Below are 21,082 nucleotides of genomic sequence, written 5' to 3'. Positions count from 1 at the left end.
GTTCAGGCCCGCGGCGGCCGGCAGCGCATCAGCGACAGGGTGCCCGCCACCTGCAGTTCGCCGGCGGAAAACGGCAGCAGTACGGTGTCGCCGGCGGCAAGCGGCCAGGCGCCGTCAGCCGTGGTCAGGGTTCCGGCGCCGTCCAGCACCACCAGGACGCTGAACCCGGGGTCCAGGACGGCAGTGCCGGCGACGTCGGTGCGCTCGGCCCGGAAATATGGACCGGCGGCGGCCGCCAGGGTGGAGTCGCCGGTGCCGCCGCGCACCACCAGCGCGTCGAGGTCCGCCGTACTGAGCGCGCGAGTGTCCGTAGCCTGCAGTGCCGTGTCGAAGCCCAGGCCCAGATGGCCCTGGGTGGTGCCCTCGATCGCGAAGTCCTTCCACTCCAGCAGGATGGAGAGGTCCTCCGGCTCCTGGACCTCCACGAGGAAAATCCCGCTGCCGATCGCGTGCGGGCAGCCCGGCGGCACGTACACGCTGTCACCGGGGCGGACGTCCACGCGGTGCATGGCGGCCAGCATGGCTTCCACCTCCTGGCAGTCCACCCAGCTGCGCAGTTCCTCCGCGCTGACCGCCCGGTTGAAGCCCAGGTGCACCGAGCCGCCCTCCAGGATGTACCAGGCTTCGGCCTTGCCGTGCCTGCGGCCCAGGTGTTCGGCGGCGAAATCCTGCTCGGGGTGCAGGTGCACCGGCAGCCGCTGCCCGGCGTCGAGCAGTTTGACCAGCACCATGGTGTCCGCGCCGTAGCGGGCCAGGTGCTCCGGGCCCAGCCAGGAGGCGGGGTCGGCACTGATTTCGTCCCGGAGCAGCCGGCCCGTCGAAACTTCGCTCAGGCCCAGCACGGGTTCGCCGAAGAGGGTGGTGGTGGACCCTACCCAGTCCTCGGGAACCCGTTCACCGGATGCGGCGGTGCCGCGGAAGGCACGGATTTTTTCGCCGCCGCGGTAGAACCTGTCCGCGGGCTGGTTGCTGGGCAGAAAGATCGGGGCAGTCACTGGATTCCTTCGGTTGGCTGGCTTGCGGTGCCCGGGTCAGGCGGACAGTCGGTGCTGGTGCCGCGGCGGCTCAGCTGCGTGGGGAGCACTACGGTTTCAGGGTCAAAGTCCTCGCCGCGGATCCGGCGGAAGAGCAGTTCGGCTCCCAGCGCGCCCAGGGCGTAGTTGTCGTAGCTGATCACCGTCAGCGGCCGCGGCATGAGGTCGGAGAGGTGGAAGTCGTCAAAGCAGACCAGGGGTTCGGCGCGGCGGTGGGCCCAGAGCGCGCGCAGTGCTCCCACCCCCGAGCGGTTGTTGCCGCAGAAGAAGGCGGTGGGCGGCTGTTCCTCCGCCAGGATGGCGTCCATCCGCCGCGCGGCCTTTTCCGGTGTGGCCACGTTGTGGACCACCTGGGACTCGTCGAAGGGCAGTCCGCGGTCCGCATAGGCCTGGCGGACGCCGTCGAGCCGTTGGCCCATGGTGGGCATCTTCAGGGTGTCGATCAGGATCCCGATCCGGGTGTGCCCCTCGTCCAGGAGCAGCCCGGCGCCGGCGCGGGCGCCGGCAAAGTTGTCCAGCACCACCGCGTCCGCGTCCAGCCCTTCGGGGCGGCGGTCCAGGAAGACCATGGGCGTGCCCAGGTCCATTTCCTTTTGCAGGCCGGCGTGGTCTCCGGAGGTGGGCACAATCAGCAGCCCGTCCACCCGGCGGCGGCACAGGTCCTGCACCGCCTCGAGCTCGTCGTCGGCGTTTTCTCCGGAGTAGGAGGTGATCAGCTGAAAGCCGTTGGCCCGGGCAACGTCAGCCACCGCTGCGGCGATGGTGGCGTAAAACTCGTTGCGCAGGTCCTTGATGAGCAGCCCGATGGTGGCGGTACTGGAGCCCGAGCGCAGCACCGCTGCAGCGAAATTGGGCCGGTAGCCCAGCTCCTCGGCGGCCTCCTGCACGCGGCTGGCCATCTGTGCATCCACGCTCTGCACGCCGTTGACCACCCGGGACACGGTTTTCAGGCTGACTCCGGCGCGCTGCGCCACGTCCGTCATAGTGGGTCGGCGCCCCTGGTGATGGCTGTCGGCGTTCATGTGACCCCCTTGTTGCGTGACGTGGCTGTTGCTGAAGTGTGTGGTTTAGACAACGTTGTCTCACATGTATAACATGACGGGACAACGTTGTCCGAATGTCGTGCGTCACTCCCTCGGCCCTGGTCTCCGCGAAGAAGCGGACGCTGCGGAGCCGGATTACGCCCGCCGTCCGGACGCGTCAGAAGAGACTACAAAGGAGTATCTACATGAAGGCACTCAAGAGCGCCGCACTGCTCGGAGCCTTGGCACTGAGCGCCCTCTCCCTCTCCGCCTGCACCGAGGACATGAACGCCTCGGCCGGCGGCGAGCAGAGCACCGAGGTCAAGGCAGTGGGCCTGATGGTTCAGGACCTGGGCAATCCGTTCTTCAACTCGATGAAGAACGGCGTGGAGGCAGCCGCCAAGGATCTGGGCGCAACCTTCTCCGCACAGGACGGGCGCCAGGACCTTGCCGCGCAGAATGACCAGATCGATGCCTTCATCCAGCAGGGTATCGATGTACTGCTGATCAACGCGGTGGATTCCGAGGGCGTTGGGCCCGCCGTCCAGCGTGCCCGCGACGCCGGCATCACCGTCGTCGCCGTGGACGTGGGAGCCAAGAACGCTGAAGCCACCGTCACCACGGACAACGTGCAGGCAGGCCGGCTGGCCTGCGAAAGCCTGATCGAGCAGATCGGCGGCAAGGGCGAAATCCTGATTGTGGACGGCACCCCCACCACCTCCATCCAGGACCGCGTCACCGGCTGCGAGGAAGCCCTGGCCGCCGCGCCGGACGTCAAGGTGGTCGGACAGCAGAACGGTGACAACGGCCGCGAGAAGGCCCTGACCCTGACCACCGATATGCTCACCGCGTCCCCGAACATCGCGGGCATCTTCGGCGTCAATGACCCCACCGCGCTGGGCGCCAACCTGGCCGCCCAGCAGGCCGGCAAAACGGACCTGATCATCACCGGCGTGGACGGCTCCCCCGAGGCCGTGGCTGAAATGGGCAAGGGAACCTCCATGTTCAAGGGCACCGCCGCCCAGGACCCGAACCTGCTCGGCTCCACCGCGCTGGAAATGGCCGTGAAACTGCGCGCCGGCGAAACCCTAGAAGAGGACACCGTGCTGGTGCCCAGCTCTTTGGTTGACGCCGCGAACCTCTCGTCCTACAAGGGCTGGAAGTAACAAGGCCCGGCAGTATCAACGACGACGGCGGCCGTCACCGGCCGCCGTCGTTCCCCACCGCACCACACAAAGGCTGCAATGCAATGACTAATCCATTACTGCGCATGAGCGGAGTCAGCAAGAAATTCGGCGGCGCCGTAGCCCTCGAAGACGTTCACCTGGAACTGCATGCGGGCGAAGTTCACGCGCTGATGGGGGAAAACGGGGCCGGCAAGTCCACCCTCATGAAAATCCTGTCCGGCGTGTACACCCCGGATGCAGGCACGATTGAGCTCAACGGCGAGCAGATCTCCATCGCCAACCCCCGCGACGCCCTGGCCAAGGGCATCGCCATCATCCATCAGGAACTGAACACCGTTCCGGACATGACCGTGGCGGAGAACCTGTCCCTGGGCAGCGAGCCGAACCGCGGCGGCATCCTCAACCGCAGGGAACTGCGCCGCTCGGCCCGGGAGAAACTGGACCGGATCGGCGCCGACATTCCGGTAGACCTGCCCATCGGCCGCCTCTCCGTAGGCATGCAGCAGATGGTGGAAATTGCCCGCGCCGTCGCCGAAAACGCCAAGATCCTGGTCCTGGACGAACCCACCGCCTCCCTCTCCCAGGCCGAAGCGGAACGGCTCTTCGAACTGGTGGAGGACATGCGCGGCCGCGGCATGGCCCTGGCCTACATCAGCCACCGGATGGAAGAAGTCTGGAAACTCTCGGACCGGATCACCGTGCTGCGCGACGGCCGCTGGGTCTCCACCACCGGCCGCAGCGAAGCCACCCCCGAAGACATCGTGAACCGGATGGTGGGCCGCGACGTCGACAATCTCTACGTCCACGAGGACCGGGAGCCGGGCGCCACCGTCCTGTCCGTCCGCGGACTGACCAACGGCAAGGGCATTGGCCCCGTGGATCTGGACATCCGTGCCGGCGAAGTCGTGGGCCTGGTGGGCCTGGTCGGTGCCGGCCGCACCGAACTGGCCCGGATGATCTTTGGCGCCGACGCCAAGACCGGCGGCACCGTCAGCATCGACGGCAACGAGGTGCAGATCAGCAGCCCCGGCGACGCCATCGCCCACCGGATTGGCCTGCTGCCGGAAAGCCGCAAGGAACAGGCCCTGTTCCTTGACATGTCTATCCGCGACAACGCCGCCATGAGCACCTTCGGGAAGTTCAGTTCCGCCGGCCTCATCAAACGGCGCAGCCTCCGCGACGCCGTCAAGGGTGAAGTTGCCTCCCTGCGCGTGCGCAGCACCTCCATCGACCAGCTGGTACGCGGCCTCTCCGGCGGCAACCAGCAAAAGGTGGTGCTTTCGCGCTGGCTGATGCTCGAACCGAAGGTGCTCATCCTCGATGAACCCACCCGCGGCGTCGATATCGGCGCCAAGCAGGAGATCTACCGCATCATCAATGACCTGGTTGCCCGGGGCGTGGCGGTGCTGGTGATTTCCTCCGACCTGCCCGAGGCACTGGGCATCAGCGACCGCGTCTTCGCCGTGCGCGACGGCCAGCTGGTGAAGGAATTCAGCCGTGCAGAAGCAACCGAACAATCCGTCATGATGTACGCCACCGGCGTTGCCACCGAAGGATCCGCCGAATCCCAGCTCCTGGGGGAAAAGTAACATGTCCACACTTACAAAAAACCCGTCCTCCTCCGCTCCCGCCGCCAAGAAAGGCCCGGACCTGCCCTGGCTCTGGGACCGGTACGGCATCCTGGCCGTGCTGGTCATCCTCGTGGTGATGATGAGCATGTTCGCGCCGAACTTCCTCAGCGTGGACAACGGCCTCAACGTGGCCCGCGCCGTCTCCATCAACGCCATCCTCGCTGCCGGCATGACCCTGGTGATCCTCACCGGCGGCATTGACCTGTCGGTGGGTTCCGTCGTCGCCCTGACCGGCGTCAGCTCCATCCTGCTCTGGACCGCCGGCGCCCCCGCCATCGTCGCCGTCCTCGGCGGCATTGTGGTGGGCGCTGCCACCGGCCTGATCAACGGCAGCCTGATTGCCTACCTAGGCCTGCCCGCATTCATCATCACCCTCGGCGCCCTGACCTACATCCGCGGGTTCTCCTACTCGCTCACCGACGCGCAGCCGCTGATCGCCAGCGACCTCGGCTTCCGCGCCCTGGGCAACGGCGGCATTGCCGGGATTCCGACGCCGGTGGTCCTGATGATCGCGGTCTACGCCGTCCTCTGGTTTGTCCTGGAGCGCACCACCTTCGGCCGGCACATTTACGCCATCGGCGGCAACGCCGAAGCCGCCCGCCTGGCCGGCATCAAGGTCAAGTGGACCCTGGTCCGCGTCTACCTGATCATGGGCGCCTGCGCCGGCCTGGCCGGCGTCATCTTCGCCGCCCGCGTGGAATCCGGCCAGCCCAAGGCCGGCGAAGGCTACGAACTGGACGCCATTGCCGCCGTCGTCCTCGGCGGCACCGCCCTGGCCGGCGGCCGCGGCCGGATTGTGGGCACCCTCATCGGTGCCCTGATCATCGGCGTGCTCAGCAACGGGCTGGTGCTGATGAACGTTCCGTTCTTCTACCAGCTGGTGGTCAAGGGCATTGTGATTGTCCTCGCCGTAGGCATCGACGGGCTGAAGAACTTCAAGCGCGCCTGATCCCTTTTCCTGCACGTCCGGGCCTGTCCCCTGCTGAGGCAGGGGGCGGGCCCGCGTTTTATCCCTATCCTTCTCATGTCCAGGACAAACCATGAATCTTGCAGACAGCTATGTCATCGGTGTCGACTACGGCACCCTCTCCGGCCGGGCCGTGGTGGTCCGGGTGTCCGACGGCACCGAGCTCGCCGACGCCGCCTATCCCTATCCGCACGCCGTTCTCACCGACGCACTGCCCGACGGCGGCCCGCAGCTGCCGCCGGAGTGGGCCCTGCAGGTGCCGCGCGACTACGTACAGGTGCTGCAGCACGCGGTCCCCGAGGCCGTGCGCAAAGCCGGCATCGATCCTGCCCGGGTGGTGGGGCTGGCCACCGACTTCACGGCCTGCACCATGGTGCCGGTGACGGCCGACGGCGTGCCGCTGTGTGAGCAGCCCCGCTTCGCCAACCGTCCGCACGCCTATGTAAAACTGTGGCGCCACCACGCCGCCCAGGCGCAGGCGGACCGCATCAATGAACTCGCGACCGAGCGGGGCGAGCCCTGGCTCTCCCGCTACGGCGGGCTGATTTCCTCCGAATGGGAATTCGCCAAGGGTCTGCAGGTCCTGGAAGAGGATCCGGAAGTCTATGCCGCCATGGAGCACTGGGTGGAGGCCGCTGACTGGATTGTCTGGCAGCTGACCGGCAGCTACGTGCGCAACGCCTGCACCGCCGGCTACAAGGGCATCTACCAGGACGGCCGCTACCCTTCCGCAGACTTCCTGGCCGCCCTGAACCCGGACTTTGCCGGGTTTGTGACTGACAAGCTGGAACACCGGATCGGGCAGCTCGGCGATTCGGCCGGAACCCTCTCGGCGCAGGCTGCGGCCTGGACGGGACTGCCCGAGGGCATTGCCGTGGCGGTGGGCAACGTGGACGCCCACGTCACCGCCCCGGCCGCGAAGGCCGTGGAACCAGGCCAGATGGTGGCCATCATGGGCACCTCCACCTGCCATGTGATGAGCGCCGAGGGTCCGGCCGACGTGCCGGGCATGTGCGGGGCCGTGGACGGCGGCATTGTGGACGGGCTCTGGGGCTTTGAGGCCGGGCAGAGCGGCGTGGGTGACATCTTCGGCTGGTTTGTGCGCACCTGCGTTCCGCCGGCCTACGTCTCCGCCGCCGCGGAACGCGGTCTGGACGTGCACCAGTACCTGACCGAGGTGGCGTCCCGGCAGGCCATCGGCGAGCACGGGCTGCTGGCCCTGGACTGGCACAGCGGCAACCGGTCAGTGCTGGTGGACCATGAACTCTCCGGCGTCTTTGTGGGCCAGACCCTGGCCACCAAGCCGGAGGACATGTACCGGGCCCTGCTGGAAGCCACCGCTTTCGGCACCCGCGTGATCGTGGAAGCCTTCCGGGACAGCGGCGTTCCGGTCCGCGAACTGACTGTCGCCGGCGGCCTGTTGAAGAACCGCCTGCTGATGCAGATTTACTGCGACGTGCTGAACATGCCCATCTCCGTGATCGCCTCGGAGCAGGGACCGGCACTGGGCTCGGCCATCCACGCGGCCGTGGCGGCCGGAGCCTATCCGGACATCCGCACCGCCGCCGAAGCCATGGGCAACGTGCAACGCAACGCCTACCTCCCGGACCCGGAGAACGCCCGGGCCTACCAGCAGCTGTTCGAGGAATACCGGACGCTGCATGACTACTTTGGCCGCGGCGGCAACAACGTAATGCACCGGCTCAAAGCCATGCGCCGCGCCGCCGTTGCCGGCCGCACCACCTCCCCGATTGGAGTTTCGTCATGACCCAGCACGTTTCCACTCCCGATTCCGCGGCCGGTGCCGCAGCCGGCATTCCCGCACACCTGCGGGACGACGTCGACCGGCTCAAGGCGGAGGTGGCGGCCCTGCACGGGGAGCTGACCGCCAGCGAGCTGGTGGTGTGGACGGCCGGCAACGTGTCTGCCCGCGTTCCCGGGGCGGACCTGATGGTGATCAAGCCCTCCGGCGTGGCCTACGCGGACCTGACCGCCGAAAACATGGTGGTCACCGACTTGTTCGGGACGCTGGTGGAAGGGGACTTCGCGCCGTCGTCGGACACCGCCGCGCACGCCTACGTGTACCGGCACATGGAACACATCGGCGGCGTGGTGCACACCCATTCCACCTACGCCACCGCGTGGGCCGCCCGCGGAGAAGCCATTCCCTGCGTGCTGACCATGATGGCGGACGAGTTCGGCGGGGAAATTCCGGTGGGGCCGTTTGCGCTCATCGGCGATGATTCGATCGGGCAGGGCATTGTGCAGACCCTGTCCGGCTCCCGCTCCCCCGCCGTGCTCATGCAGAACCACGGCCCGTTCACGGTGGGCCGCGATGCGCGTGCTGCAGTGAAGGCTGCGGTGCTGTGTGAGGAAGTGGCACGGACCGTGCACATTTCCCGGCAGCTCGGGGCGCCGCTGCCGATTGGGCAGGCGCAGATCGACTCCCTGTATAACCGGTACCAGAACGTGTACGGGCAGCACTAGGAACAGTGCACCGGGAGCGGGCGGCCGGCTAAACGAATCAGCTGGCCGCCCACCTCTTACCGGGAGCTGACCTTGCCGAACAGCGACGCCGCCGGCGCCAGGATGAACGGCCTGCTTGCCGCCACCGCCGCACCAATAACGGCAAGCGACAGGACGAACAACCAAAAGCCGGCCCAGTTGGAGGCATACACCGCGGGATCGGTGGAACCCTGCGCGGCGTACATATGGTTGAGGTTACGCAGTGCACCTGTGGCGAAAACCAGGATGACGTGCACGGCAATGAAGGCCACAAAGTAGAGCATTACCGGGAAGTGGACTTTTCGCGCCGCTTCGATGGGGAACCACCGGCTCATCCTCGGTGCCGTCTTGGGCCACAGCCCGGACATCCGGAAGCCGGTAGCCGCAGCGAGCGGCGCAGCAATAAAGATGGTGGCAAAGTACGCCAGCTGCTGCAGGGAGTTGTAATTCACCCACCCGTTGTCCGTAGGCCAGTCCAAAGACATGTACTGCAGACCGGCCGAGGCAGCATTGGGGAACACTTCCCAGGATGTGGGGATAACGCGCATCCATTGGCCCGTCGCGAAAAGCAGGACGATGAAGACGGCGCCATTCACCAGCCACAGCAGGTCCAGGGACTGGTGGAACCATACCGTCAGGCTGACCTTCGCTCCGTTTCGTCCCTTCGGGGTCCAGTATGCGGCGGGCCGCTTTTCCTTCCGGATCAGCAGGCCGGAGCGGATTATCAGCACCATGAGGAACACGTTCATAAAGTGCTGCCACCCCAGCCAGGCAGGCAGACCGACGGGGGCACCCTCCGGCAAGTGATACTCCCCCGGATACGCCTCGAGGAAGGACACTCCCCTGTCACTGCCAAGGAACCAGCGCGAGATTCCCACGGCAGCGGCAGCAAAAACCACCAGCGCGGCAGCGGCCAGCCCAAGCCTGACCCACCGTTTCGGCAGCCGAGGCATCCCCTGTGCTGTGGAAGAACCGCGCTCCGCGGGCGTCGCCGAAGTGCGAACTGCCGAATCCGCCGGCCCGGAGCTGGAGGTCGGCGAGGACTCCGCCATCGGCTCGACCGAAGACTTCTCCACAGACTCCATCGAAGGAGCATCCAGGCCGGTGGGGGCGGCCGAGTGCGCGGACGCGTCCGGTACAGGCGCCGGGTCGGCAGCAGACTGCGCGGACAGAGTTGCTTTCTGCACACTGACTTCGGACGCCAGCGGCCAGGAGCCGGCACCGGCCATCCGGGGCAACCCCTGCCGTATCCGCTGGGTTTCGGTCCTCACATCCCCCGGCCCTTTGAGAGTCTGTGATTGCGCACCTTCGACGGCGGATTCTGCGGCAGGCACTTCCGTCTCCGTTGCGGCAGTAACCGTTGAGGCCGCAGGTGAGACCGCAGGCCACGGCTTGCCGTCCGGGCTGCGGGGCAATCCGCGGCGTAATGGAGCGGAGGTGGCAGTCACCGGTCCGGCGCTCGGAGGGGACTGATGGCTGCCCGCCGGGGCTGCGGCGGGCGGCTGATGTGCAGGCAGTTCGACAGCGTCCATGGCCGGCGCATCGGGCTTCCTCGCCGGGGCCGCGCCCACAGCCGCAACCCCGTCCACGTCGGGCCAGGATTCTCCTCCCGGCCGCCGGGGCAGCCCCCGGCGCTGAACTTTGGCGGCGGTATTCACTAGGAGGCCGCCTTCTTCGCCTGCAGCTCCTTGATTGCCTGCGGAATCACGGCGAACAGATCACCCACCACGCCAAAATCCGCCACTTCGAAGATGGGCGCATCGGCGTCCTGATTCACGGCCACAATGGTCTTGGCGGTCTGCATACCAGCCTTGTGCTGGATGGCGCCGGAAATCCCCAGCGCCACATAGAGCTGGGGAGAAACGGACACGCCCGTCTGGCCCACCTGCTGCGAGTAGGGTACGTAACCGGCGTCGACGGCGGCCCGGGATGCCCCCACTGCTGCCCCGAGGGTGTCGGCCAACTCCTCGACAAGCGCGAACTGTTCTGCCGATCCCAGACCGCGGCCACCTGACACCACTTTGGCAGCTCCGCGCAGCTCCGGACGGGAGGTGTGAACCTCGGCCGGGTCGAACGACTGCACACGGCCGGCACGCGATCCGCGGAGGGTGAAGTCCAACTCCTGCCGCTGCAGCGGACGTCCTGCGGCCCGGGCCTCCACCGCCCCCTGGCGGATCGTCACCACAGGAGTTCCAAAGGTCAGAGCAGACGCGGCCAGGTATTCACCGCCGTACACGGAGTGCTGCGCCACAACGCCCTCGGCGTCCCTCGAGACGCCCACGGCGTCAACGGCCAACCCGGTCCCGGCCCGCACCGCGTACCGGCCAGCCACGTCCCGCCCCTCCACCGAGTTGGAGATCAGCACGGCATCGGGCCTCACGAGGTGTGCGGCGGCCTCCAGTGCGTCCACGACGGGAACGGTCACTTCGTCTGCGCCGGCGGAGGTGTCCGCCATCAGAACCTGTGCGGCGCCAAAGCCGGCAGCCGCCTCGGCAGCCTCCGCCAGTTCAGCCGGCGTGCCTGCCAGCAAGGCCACGGGTGTACCGATGCCGTCCGCGGCACCCAGGAGCGCCGCTGCACTCTTTGCCAGAGTTCCACCGGGAAGGGTGTCCAGCAGCACGAGGATGGAGTCAGTTGCAAATTCAGTCATGATGGTGCCCCTCAGGCCAGTTTGTTGTCGATTAGGTACTCCGCCAGCAGCCGCCCGCCGTCGCCTTCGTCCACGATCTTCACGCCTGTGCCCCTTGCAGGGCGTGCGGCCACCTGGGTGAGGATGGATCGGGGAACATCCAGGCGCTCAGCATCAACACCCAGGTCGGAGGCAGTGAGCACTTCGACCGGCTTCTTCTTGGCGGCCATGATCCCCTTGAAGTTGGGAAACCGGCAGGGAGGCATTGCTTCGGTCACGGAGATGGCTGCAGGCAAATCCGCTGAAACCCGGGCCACCCCGGCGTCCGTCATCCGGGTACCGGAGACCTCGGTTTCGGAAAGTTCCACGGAGGACAGGAACGTCAGCTGGGGCAGGCCGAGCCGTTCGGCCAGCATGGCTGCCATGACACCGCCGGAGCCGTCAGTGGATTGATTTCCCGTGATAACCAGATCAGCACCGATTCTCTGAATCGCAGCTGCAAGCACCTCCGAGGTCAGGCCCAGGTCCGCACCCAGGAGGGTCTCGTCGGCCACATGCACTGCGGATCCGGCACCCGCGGCGAGGCCCTTGCGAATCGTCGCCTGGGCAGACGCCGGACCCATGGTCAGCAGGATGACTTCGGTCCCCGGGCTGCTGTCCGCATGAGCCAGGGCCGTTTCGAGGGCTCGCTCACCGATCTCGTCCATGACGGCGTCGCTGGCCGCACGGTCGGCCAATCCGGTCTCCAGAGACAGCTTGCGCTCCCCGTAAGTGTCAGGCACTTCCTTGACCAGGACAACGATTCTCATTACGGCTCCTTCATGTGCGGGTGCTTCGGGTGCCCATCCCGCGGGCAACACTAAGTCTGATCACCGTCAGCCTAGGGGCGGAGCAGAGACCTGGGCACTCGTCCTCTCACTGACTGATAGCGCGGTGCCCCCACCATTGACGCGCAAGGCACCTATCCCTATTCTGGTGGAACGAATGCAGTTCCGCCCTACAGAATACCGTTCCAGAATCGTGGTCCCGCTTGGGTGCCGCGGATTGGGCGCCGGAGGAGAGTAAGACATGACGCAGGAGCCAACGAAGGTCCAGACCCTGGTGGTAGGCGGAGGAATCGGCGGTCTCGCCGCCGCCGCTGGCCTCGCCCGCGGCGGGAAGGACGTCCTCGTCCTGGAACGCGCACCCCAATTCGCCGAGGTTGGTGCCGGCATCCAGCTTGCACCCAACGCCTTGTCAGCCCTTGACCGGCTGGGCGTACTGGACAAGGTGAAGAAGGATGCCGTTGTCCCGGAGCGGAAAATCTACATCGATGCCGTCACCGGCCAGACCATCGCAACCATCGATCTGGGTGAGGAGTTTCAGGAGCACTACGGATACCCGTACATCGTCACGCACCGGGCGGATCTTCATACAGCATTGCTGGAAGCCTGCCAGGAGAGCGGATTGGTCAGGCTGGAGACCAACGCAGAGGTGCTCAGCGCCACGAATCAGGCTGACGGAACAGTCCTGGTGAAGACCCTCGCCGGCGCACAGTACATCGCCGACGCCGTGATTGGCGCCGACGGCGTGCGGTCCAACCTGCGCGGAGCGATCATCGACGACACCCTGGTGCCCTCCAAGTACGTGGCCTACCGAGGGACTGTGCCCATTGAGGCAGTGGGAGAGGACGTCACGTCTTCCCCCGCGGTACTGTGCTGGCTGGGCCCCAATATGCACCTGATCCAGTACCCCCTGCGCGGCGGGAAGCTGTACAACAATGTGGCGGTCTTCAAATCGGACGCCTATTCGCCCGATCACGATAATTGGGGAACTCCGGAAGAGCTGGACGCGCGGTTCGCCGCCTGCTGTGACGCCGTGAAGAACGCCGGGCAGTACCTTAGCCGCGATATCCGCTGGCCCATGTACGACCGTGAGCCGGCAGGCGTCTGGGTGGACGGGCATGTGGCACTGCTGGGCGACGCCGCCCATCCGATGCTGCAGTATCTGGCCCAGGGCGGCGCTCAGTCGATCGATGACGCCCTCGCGATTTCAGAGGAACTCACCCGCACGGACGACGTCGAGCGGGCCTTCGCGGCATATCAGGACCGCCGCCTGTTGCACGCGGGCAACATCCAGCGACTGGCACGGGCCGCCGGCGAGCTCTTCCACATCGAGGGAGTAGCCCGGAACGTGCGCAACTACGCGTTCCAGAACCATGACCCGAAGGATTATTCGAACCTGGACTGGATGTTCATGCCGCTGGACCGGGCACCGCAGGAGCGCAGTTACCCGGCCTAAACCCCCTAAGCGGCAACCCGCCGCAGCCGCGTCAGCGGTGCAGTTCGTTCCCGAGCTGCACCGCTGCCGTCTTTAATACCTCCACCACATGCGGCACCGCTTCATCCCCGATGCGCCCGGTGGGATAGGTGATCCCGATCGCGTAGTCCACAGATTCTCCGTCCCGGCCGTGCACGGGGACGGCAAGCGCACTCACCCCATGCTCCACTTCTCCGTGCTGGAGCACGTAGCCGTTCGCCTCAACTTCCGCCAGGTGCGCCTCGAAGCGCTCACGGTCAACTCCGGCAGACTCGAGGACAGGAGTAGGAACAGGCGTGTCGGTACTGGAAAGCAGCACCCGGCCCATGCCGCTGCGGACTGCAGGCTGGGCATGGCCCTCCCGGTTACCTACCCGCAGCAGATGCGGGCTTTCCGCCGATGCGATGGTCAGGGCGGACCATCCGTCCAGCATGCTCAGGTGCACGGTCTCACCGAATTCCTGCACCAGGCCGGCGAGGATGGGCCGGGCCAGCTGCCGCACCCGCTCGCGCTGATCCGAGAGGCGGTCCAGGGTCTCCCCGGGATAGTAGGCCCTGGTTTGCGGGTCCTGACGGGCGAACCCGCGGTGCACCAGCATTTGCAGCAGCCGGTGGGCGGTGGACGGCGCCACTCCAAGAACGGCAGCGACCTCGCCAATCCGGATCCCCGACGGGTGCTCGGAAACCAGCACCACCAGGCGCAGGGCCTTGTCAACGGAACCGATCGGATAGGTCGGCTCGTCGTTGTCACGCTTGACTGTCATACGTCCGACCTTAGCTGGATCTCATCCTGCAGAACGCGGTTCTGCGAGGTGTCGCTTAAAAACTCAGGGCGCAGATTCCGCCGGACCAGCGGCAGATGCTGGCAGGGAATGCCGAGACAGGTCGGCACTGATGGCGCGGGCAGTCCCCAGCACATGGGGAAGGATGGTGCGCGGCTCCGGGATCCGCGTTTCAGGGAAGGAAACGGTCAGGCTGGCCACCGCCGTGCCCAGTTCGCCGAACACAGGCGCTGCCACGGAGGTCCGGCCGGGCAGCCCGTCATCCCGAATGACTCCGTAGCCCTGCGCCCTGATGGCTGCCAGTTCCCGCTCCAGGGCAGCCAGGCCGCCCGGATACCGGGTAAGGCCGTCCCCGGACTGTGCGTCGCCGTCGTCGTCGGATAGTGGCGTCGCGCAGGCGCCTGCCGCCAGCGCTGCGTTCCGCCGCACCTGCTGCCAGGCGTCGTCGCTGTAGGCCAGGAGCACCCGGCCGCCTGCAGTACTCTGCAGCGGCATCCGCCGGGTCACGAAGGATGAGGCCGCTGTGGGCTTGACCCGGGTAATCCGGTCGCCGAAGACTGCGTCCTGGCCGTCCCGGACCCCCAGGTACACGGTGCCGCGGGTGGCCATGTGCAGGTTGACCAGATACGGCTGGGCAAGTTCACGCAGACGGCGGACCTGGGGAGCGCTGACTCCCAACCGCCAGATGCGGGCTCCCAGCCGGTAGCGTCCGCGGGCAAGGCGTTCCACTCCCTCCCACTCCACCAGTGCGGCCAGCATGCGGTGAACCGTGGCGGGCGGGAGTCCGGTCTGTTCGCAGATCCCGGAGACCGTCATTTCCTGTCCACCCTCAAAGCAGTCCAGGATCTCGAAGGCCCTCCCCAGAACCGACCGTTTGGCTTCCTCGTTCTGGTCCGCCGTTGCACTGCCTGCCATAAAAACTCCGTCTATCCCGTTGACGGGGCCAGTTCGACCCGCCACCCGGCGATTCTATCCGTTGAGCGGTGCCCGTCCGGACGGCACGGCGTAAGTCTCAATGGTTGGCCGTACTGTGACCCATTGTGTCTCCGTGAACGCTTCATAGTTTGCTTCCGGGCCTCCAAAACGGGCGCCGTTGCCGGAAGCACCCATGCCGCCGAACGGGGCCATGGCTTCGTCCCCCACGGTTTGTTCGTTGATGTGCACAATGCCGCTGCGGATGCGGTCAGCCACCGTCATTGCCGTGCCAACATCGCCGAGCACTGCCACGGACAGGCCGTACGGGCTCGAATTGACCAGGTCCACTGCTTCATCCACGGTCCTGTAGGACAGCACCGGAGCCACAGGCCCAAAGATCTCGTCCTGCCACACGGGCATCCGCTGATCCAGGCCGGTCAGCACTGTGGGCAGGTAACAGCGGCCCTCTGCACGTCCTCCAGCGCGCACCTCGGCGCCCGCCGCCACGGCTTTGTCCACCAGTGCCCCGATGGCGGTCAGCTGGCGTTCGTCGATGACCGGTCCAATCTGCACGCCCTCCTGCCGGTACGGGTCACCCACCACCAGGGAGGCCGCGATCCTCGCCAGTTCCGAGATGTACTGCTCCGCTTGGGACTCGTGCACCAGATGCCGGCCGGCGGCCTGGCAGATTTGGCCCTGATGGAGGAAGGACGCAAACGCTCCTGCCGCGGCAGCAGCCGCCACGTCCGCCCCCGGCAGTACCATGACCGCATTGTTGCCGCCCAGCTCCAGGTGCGCCCGCTTCATCTGCTGCGCCGCTGCTTCCCCCACCTTGAGGCCGGCCGCCGTCGAACCGGTGAAGGAGATAATGCGGACTTCCGGCGCGTTCACCACAGCCGCACCGATCTCCGATCCTCCGGGGAGCACCTGCAGCACACCGGCCGGCAGCCCGGCTTCTTCGAAAATCCGCTGGAGGACGACGCCGCCGCACACCGATGTGCGCGGGTCCGGTTTCAGCAGCACCGCATTGCCGAGGGCGAGCGCCGGCGCCACGGAGCGGATCGCCAGGGTCAGCGGATAGTTGAACGGAGCAATCACGGAGACCACCCCGGCCGGCAGCCGCCGCGACAGGGACCACCGCTCCTTGTTGGTGGCCAAAGTGTCCCCGTGGGGATGGGTGGGCAGCGCCGACGCCTCGCCGCATTCAGCAACCGCAGCAAGTACCTCGGTGGCGGCCTTGGCCCAGGTCCCCCCGCTCTCCCGGACAATCCACGGGGTGATGTCGTCCGCATGCTTGGAAAACAGGTCACTGGCACGGCGGAGCACTGCTGCGCGGGCCGCCGGCGGCAGCACGGCCCAGTCCCGCTGGGCCCGGGCCGCCGTGCGCGCAGCTTCCTCCACCTGCCCGACGGACGCGGTTCCCAGCTCGGCGATAACGTCGCCGCTGGCGGCTTCACGCACCTGCAGCGGCGCCCCGCCGCCTGTTACCCAGGCTCCGTCCAAATGAACCTTGCCGGTCCATGTCTCAGCGTCCAGGACACCCATGCCGTTCCCTACCTGTTCTTCCACTGCGGGGCGCGCTTCTCCAGGAACGCGCGTACCCCCTCTGCACGGTCCTCGCTGGTGTACGGGTTCGGGCCCACGTTCAGGCGCAGCGCCGAGCTGACGGGCAGCCCCCAGCTCTTGGTGGCCATTTCCTTGTAGCGGCGCAGGGACACCGGGGAGTTGGCGACAATGCCGGCCACGTAGTCCTTCACCGCGGCGTCGAACTCCTCGCGCGGCACCACGTTGTTGACCAACCCGATCTGCCGGGCTTCCTCCACCGGCACCATCCGGGCGGTGTAGAGCATGTCCATGGCAAGGGCGCGGGGAATCAGCCGTGGCAGCACCACGGAGCCGAAGTTGGCGCCCATGCCGCGCTTGGCCTCGGTGAGGCCAATGGTGGCTCCTTCCACCGCAATCCGGATGTCGCAGGCCAGGGCTATTTCGCAGCCGCCGGCCAGGGCATGGCCGTTGATGGCGGCTATCACGGGTTTGTAGGTCTCCAGCATCACTTCCAGCAGCGCACGGTACTCGCCGGTCATGGGGGTGTGCACCTGCCGTCCGGCGCGGGCAACGCTGTCCATTTCCTTCATGTCCCCGCCGGCGCAGAACGCCTTGTCACCGGTGCCGGTGATGACCACGGCCCAGACATCCGGATCCGCCTCGGCCTCCACAAAGGCCTGGACCAGGAGCTGCACGGTGTGCCGGCTGATGGCGTTGCGCCGTTCCGGGCGGTTGATGGTGATCCAGGCTACCGAGTCCCGGACCTCGTAGAGGACTTCCTCGGGGCTTCCGGTGATCAGTCCGTCGCTCATGCGTTTGCTCCTTCTGTGGCGGCGGTGCGGTCGGTGCCGGTCTCGATCACGCCGGCGGCCAGCAGGCCGTCGATCTGCTCGCTGGTGAGCCCCAGGGCCGTGAGCACCTCGGCGGTGTCCGAGCCGAGTTCGGGCGGTGTGCTGCGCTGGGCCAGGTACTCGCCGTTGAAGGTGACCGGGGTGTTCACTACGGTGACGTCGCCCAGGACCGGATGCTGCACGTCCTCAAGCTGGCCGAGGGCAGCCACCTGGGGGTCGGCCAGGACCCGGTCCAGGGTGTTGACCGCCGAGTGCGGAACCTTGGCCCGGTCCAGGCGCTGCAGCAGGTCATCCATGGGAAACTTCGCGGTGGCTTCGCTGAGCCGTTCATTGACCACGTGCCGGTTCTTCACGCGGGCCAGGTTGTCCTCGAACCCCGGTTCATCCCGCAGATGCGGGGCCTCAAGGGCGTCCAGCAGCCGGTAAAAACTCTCGTTGTTGCCCACGGAGAGGAACACGTAGCCGTCCGACGCCGGGAAGGCGCCGTTGGGGACGTTGCCGCGGAACCCCGAGCCGAGCCGTTCGGGGACGGCCCCGCCGGCGGCGACGCTCATCAGCGGGGTGTTGACCCAGGCCAGGGCGGTCTGCAGCAGCGAGACCTCCACGTGGGTTCCCTCACCGGTCTGTTCGCGGCGGCGGAGGGCGTCGAAAACGCCCAGTGCCAGCCACATGCCGGTACCCATGTCCATCATGGACAGCGGCACCCGGGCCGGTGGGCCGTCGTCGGAGCCGGTCATGGCCACCACGCCGGCGTAGGCCTGCAGCATGGCGTCATAGGCAGGCTGCTGGCTGCGGGGGCCGGTGCGTCCGTACCCGGTCATTTCCACGTAGACCAGGCGCGGATTGATTTCCCGGATCCGTTCCCAGGAGAATCCGGCTGCCGCCAGCGCGCCCGGACGCAGGTTCTGGACCAGGACGTCGGCGGATTCCAGCAGCTCTTCAAGCAGTTCCGCACCCGACGGGTCCTTGTAATTCAGGACGACGGACTTTTTGTTCCGGTTCAGGGACAGGAACGTGATGGAGATGCCTCCGCTGAGCGGCGCCCAGGTGCGGGCGTCGTCGCCGCCGCCCAGGCGTTCCACCTTGATGACCTCGGCTCCGAAATCGGCCAGGATCTGGCAGCCGTAGGGCACTGCCACGCTGGTGCCGATTTCGATGATCCGGATTCCCTCGAGGGATCCCTGGGTGCTCATAGCGCCGGTTCCTTTCCTGCGGCGAGCCGCGCGTCGTAATTCTCCCGGGCCGGGGACTGCACCGGCTCGCGCCAGGGTGAAAGCGCCCCCTGGTAGACGGATGGCCCCAGCCGGAAATGCTGGGCTTCTTCGAAGGTTTCGATGAACGGCATGTCCATCGGATAGACGTCAGCCCCGGTGGGCCGCGGGCCTGCGGCAGTCACCTTGGACCACAGCGGATGCCCCACCACTTCTTCGGCGATCTTGCCTGCCTCGATCAGCAGGGGCAGGTTGATTCCGGTTTCGATCCCTTCGGATTCGAGCAGGTGCACAAAGTCCTCCGTGGGGATCATTCGGGTGGCCCGGCCGTTGCCGCAGTAGGGGCAGCCGCCCATGCCGCCGATGGCGGTGTCAATGAGCAGGGTGTGCCGCTCGTCGAGTTCCTCCATCGCCACGTAGGCCGACAGCATCGCCATCCCCCGCGCGTCGTGCAGGTGAAGGTGGTAGTTGCGGACCTCGGGGAAGGTCCGGACCACGCGGCGCATCATGGACCGCACGGCCGCCGGGGTGTTCCAGCTCATCGGGTCGCCGATCTGGATGCGGGTGACCGGGATGCCGGCGGAGGTCCAGGCGTCGTACTGCAGCTGCAGCAGGCGCATCCGCTCATCTTCAGTGAATTCGCCCAGCCAGTTCGAGCCCCAGGCTGCGTTGACGGAGATCTCCGCGTGCGTGATGCCGGCGTCGCGGGCCGCGGCCACGGCGCTTTCCAGGGCGTCGATTTCGTCCTGCTGGCTGCGGTTGGTGTTGCGCCGGACAAAGACGTCGCAGAGATGGACTTTGATGCGCCCCAGTGAGGGATCCGGGAGGCTGAGCTTGTGGGCGTAAGCCGCCCGCCGCTCGGCACCTTTCCGGTTGAGCACGATGGCCGTGTACTCCACGCCTTCCGCCGGGGTGAACCCGTCAATGACGGCCTCCACTTCGGCCATCTGCGGTGTCCATTTTGGGCTCACGAACGAGCCCACAATAATGTGTTTCAGCCCGGTCCGGGACAATGCGTCCAACAGGCGGATCTTGGCGGCAACAGGAATGTCGCGGCTTTCGATCTGCATGCCTTCGCGCATGCCTTCCTCTTGGATTACCAGGGTGGGCATGCCCTTGCTCATGTGTTCCTTCCGGGAATGAGGAGTGTGAAGGCTGGACCAGGAGCTCCCTGGACCGCCTCGATGATTTGGTCTGCCAGATGGGCGGGGTATCCGCCGGCCAGGACGCACTCCACGCTTTTCTCGCGCAGCTCGGCGTCCGTCAGGGGGTCGGCATACTGGCCGTGGGTGATTTCCACGCGTGCCGCCTCGCTGGATCCGTCCGCAAAGGACGCTTCCACCACGGTGAATCCGGTGGCGTATTCTTCCGGGCCCACTGGCGGAGTGTCGCTCTCGCCTACGCTGACCCGGCTCATCATGGACTGGACCTGTGCGTCGGCGAAGGCCTGCTCGGTGAAGTCATCCAATGTGACCCGGCCGCGCAGGTACGCGACGGCGAGCACGTATTCCAGGCTGAACTTCGCCTCCGTGCCCGACGTCGGGGCGGTCCGGCGCAGCGGCCGGGTGCCGCGGCGGTGCAGCGTGGCTTTCACGGACGTTGGCGGGTCCTGCGGATGCCGGCGCCGGAGTTCCAGCATGGCGTCGATGCCGCGGTGGGTTCCGTAGCAGCTGGCGTAGCGTTTGAGCCCCCAGTCCTGGATCCATGCGTCGGTCCAATACTCCAGACGCTCGTCCAGGGTCTGTGATGCGGATCCGATCGGTGCCAACAGCGGATCGCCGTAGCGTTCCAGGAACCCGTTGGGTGCCTCCAGTTCTTCCGGGTTCGCGGTGAACCCCGCACGGGCCAGTTCCACCGCCATCACCGCATCGCGCGCCGCCGCACCGGCGTGCAGCGGTTTGGTCATGGACCCGAAGTTTGGCCGCGAGCCGGCCGCCAGCGAAGACACCAGACCCAGCGCGTGCCGGGTAGTGCCCACATCCAGTCCGCCCAGCCTGGCCAGGGCGGCGACGGCGGCGAGCCTGCCGATGGTGGACGTGCTGTGCCAGCCACGGGCGTAGTGGACGTGCTGGGGCAGCAGGTCCGCCAGAGCGCGGAACGCTGCAGCGCCGACGTCGTAAGCGCCGGTGAAGTGTTCCGGTTCCGCGGCCTGGCCGCCCCACGCCTCTGCGGCAGCCACCAGTGCCGGCATCAGCACCGCACTGGGGTGCAGCGGCATGGACGGGGAGATGTCATCGAAATCCAACAGGTGCGCCACGGTTCCGTTGACCAGTGCCGCGTTGGAGGTCGAAGTCCGCTCCCCTGAAGTCCACACCGTGGCCGGTCCCGACGGCGACTGGGTCCGGGCCCAGTCGCGCAGGATCTTCTCGCCGTCGGACCCGGTGCTGCCCAGCGCCACCGCAACGGTGTCGATCAGCGCCCTGGCGACCTCCGCACTGTGGTCCGCCGCGGCGCCGGAGCCCGTTACGGCATAGGACGCGAGGACCTCAGTGGCGCCCATCTCCGC

General features: G+C 66.9%; 18 protein-coding genes. 6 read left to right on the top strand and 12 right to left on the bottom strand.

Annotated features, from left to right (window positions below):
- Positions 1-2 precede the first annotated feature (2 nt).
- Together KG104_RS03640 and KG104_RS03635 are read right to left on the bottom strand one after the other, a co-directional pair.
- A complete protein-coding gene (locus tag KG104_RS03640; protein ID WP_207347308.1) occupies positions 3-995 on the bottom strand; it encodes a class I mannose-6-phosphate isomerase in 993 nt (330 codons plus the stop codon).
- Positions 992-2,056, bottom strand: a complete 1,065-nt coding sequence (locus KG104_RS03635; RefSeq protein WP_207347307.1) for a LacI family DNA-binding transcriptional regulator — start codon at positions 2,054-2,056, stop codon at positions 992-994. The genes KG104_RS03640 and KG104_RS03635 overlap by 4 nt, the downstream gene beginning before the upstream one ends.
- A 206-nt stretch (positions 2,057-2,262) precedes the next feature.
- Here KG104_RS03635 and KG104_RS03630 point away from each other — a divergent pair, with 206 nt between their 5' ends.
- From KG104_RS03630 to KG104_RS03610, 5 genes are all read left to right on the top strand, one after another.
- On the top strand, positions 2,263-3,222 hold the full coding sequence (locus tag KG104_RS03630) for an ABC transporter substrate-binding protein (protein WP_207347306.1): 960 nt from the start codon (positions 2,263-2,265) through the stop codon (positions 3,220-3,222).
- An 83-nt stretch (positions 3,223-3,305) separates the two neighbouring features.
- Entirely contained in the window at positions 3,306-4,832 is a 1,527-nt protein-coding gene (locus KG104_RS03625; RefSeq protein WP_104054985.1) for a sugar ABC transporter ATP-binding protein, read from the top strand.
- Position 4,833: 1 nt separating this feature from the next.
- Entirely contained in the window at positions 4,834-5,823 is a 990-nt protein-coding gene (locus tag KG104_RS03620; protein ID WP_104054984.1) for an ABC transporter permease subunit, read from the top strand.
- 91 nt (positions 5,824-5,914) lie between these two features.
- On the top strand, positions 5,915-7,609 hold the full coding sequence (gene araB / locus KG104_RS03615; RefSeq protein WP_207347305.1) for a ribulokinase: 1,695 nt from the start codon (positions 5,915-5,917) through the stop codon (positions 7,607-7,609).
- Positions 7,606-8,328 (top strand): L-ribulose-5-phosphate 4-epimerase, encoded by a 723-nt coding sequence (locus KG104_RS03610; protein WP_207347304.1) that lies wholly within the window; start codon positions 7,606-7,608, stop codon positions 8,326-8,328. Before araB ends, KG104_RS03610 begins: the two co-directional genes overlap by 4 nt.
- A gap of 56 nt (positions 8,329-8,384) precedes the next feature.
- On the opposite strand, the gene KG104_RS03605 is transcribed toward KG104_RS03610, so the two are convergent.
- From KG104_RS03605 to KG104_RS03595, 3 genes are read right to left on the bottom strand one after another with little or no spacing between them, the layout of a single operon-like run.
- Positions 8,385-10,004: a cytochrome b/b6 domain-containing protein gene (locus tag KG104_RS03605; protein WP_207347303.1), complete on the bottom strand. Its 1,620-nt coding sequence runs from the start codon at positions 10,002-10,004 to the stop codon at positions 8,385-8,387.
- Complete coding sequence (locus KG104_RS03600) at positions 10,004-10,996, bottom strand: electron transfer flavoprotein subunit alpha/FixB family protein (RefSeq protein WP_207347302.1); 993 nt, start codon at positions 10,994-10,996, stop codon at positions 10,004-10,006. Before KG104_RS03600 ends, KG104_RS03605 begins: the two co-directional genes overlap by 1 nt.
- 11 nt (positions 10,997-11,007) lie before the next feature.
- Positions 11,008-11,784, bottom strand: coding sequence for an electron transfer flavoprotein subunit beta/FixA family protein (locus tag KG104_RS03595; RefSeq protein WP_207347301.1), 777 nt, complete (start codon positions 11,782-11,784; stop codon positions 11,008-11,010).
- Positions 11,785-12,043: 259 nt separating this feature from the next.
- Between KG104_RS03595 and KG104_RS03590 the strand changes: the two genes are divergently transcribed.
- Positions 12,044-13,255: an FAD-dependent monooxygenase gene (locus KG104_RS03590; RefSeq protein WP_207347300.1), complete on the top strand. Its 1,212-nt coding sequence runs from the start codon at positions 12,044-12,046 to the stop codon at positions 13,253-13,255.
- Positions 13,256-13,286: 31 nt separating this feature from the next.
- Here KG104_RS03590 and KG104_RS03585 read toward each other — a convergent pair whose 3' ends face one another.
- The 7 genes from KG104_RS03585 to KG104_RS03555 form a co-directional block, all read right to left on the bottom strand.
- Entirely contained in the window at positions 13,287-14,036 is a 750-nt protein-coding gene (locus tag KG104_RS03585) for an IclR family transcriptional regulator (RefSeq protein WP_207347299.1), read from the bottom strand.
- Positions 14,037-14,099: 63 nt separating this feature from the next.
- Positions 14,100-14,969, bottom strand: a complete 870-nt coding sequence (locus tag KG104_RS03580) for an IclR family transcriptional regulator (protein WP_207347298.1) — start codon at positions 14,967-14,969, stop codon at positions 14,100-14,102.
- 54 nt (positions 14,970-15,023) lie between these two features.
- Entirely contained in the window at positions 15,024-16,538 is a 1,515-nt protein-coding gene (locus KG104_RS03575; protein ID WP_307858985.1) for an aldehyde dehydrogenase family protein, read from the bottom strand.
- Complete coding sequence (locus KG104_RS03570; protein WP_207347297.1) at positions 16,523-17,326, bottom strand: enoyl-CoA hydratase/isomerase family protein; 804 nt, start codon at positions 17,324-17,326, stop codon at positions 16,523-16,525. Before KG104_RS03570 ends, KG104_RS03575 begins: the two co-directional genes overlap by 16 nt.
- A complete protein-coding gene (locus KG104_RS03565) occupies positions 17,323-18,558 on the bottom strand; it encodes a CaiB/BaiF CoA transferase family protein (protein ID WP_207347296.1) in 1,236 nt (411 codons plus the stop codon). The genes KG104_RS03570 and KG104_RS03565 overlap by 4 nt, the downstream gene beginning before the upstream one ends.
- Positions 18,555-19,700 (bottom strand): beta/alpha barrel domain-containing protein, encoded by a 1,146-nt coding sequence (locus tag KG104_RS03560; RefSeq protein ID WP_207347295.1) that lies wholly within the window; start codon positions 19,698-19,700, stop codon positions 18,555-18,557. The genes KG104_RS03565 and KG104_RS03560 overlap by 4 nt, the downstream gene beginning before the upstream one ends.
- On the bottom strand, positions 19,697-21,076 hold the full coding sequence (locus tag KG104_RS03555; protein ID WP_207347294.1) for an MmgE/PrpD family protein: 1,380 nt from the start codon (positions 21,074-21,076) through the stop codon (positions 19,697-19,699). Before KG104_RS03555 ends, KG104_RS03560 begins: the two co-directional genes overlap by 4 nt.
- Positions 21,077-21,082: the final 6 nt, after the last annotated feature.

The sequence above is a fragment of the Arthrobacter sunyaminii genome, assembly GCF_018866305.1.
GTDB lineage: Bacteria > Actinomycetota > Actinomycetes > Actinomycetales > Micrococcaceae > Arthrobacter_B > Arthrobacter_B sunyaminii.
This window is presented reverse-complemented; position numbering and strand designations above follow the sequence as displayed.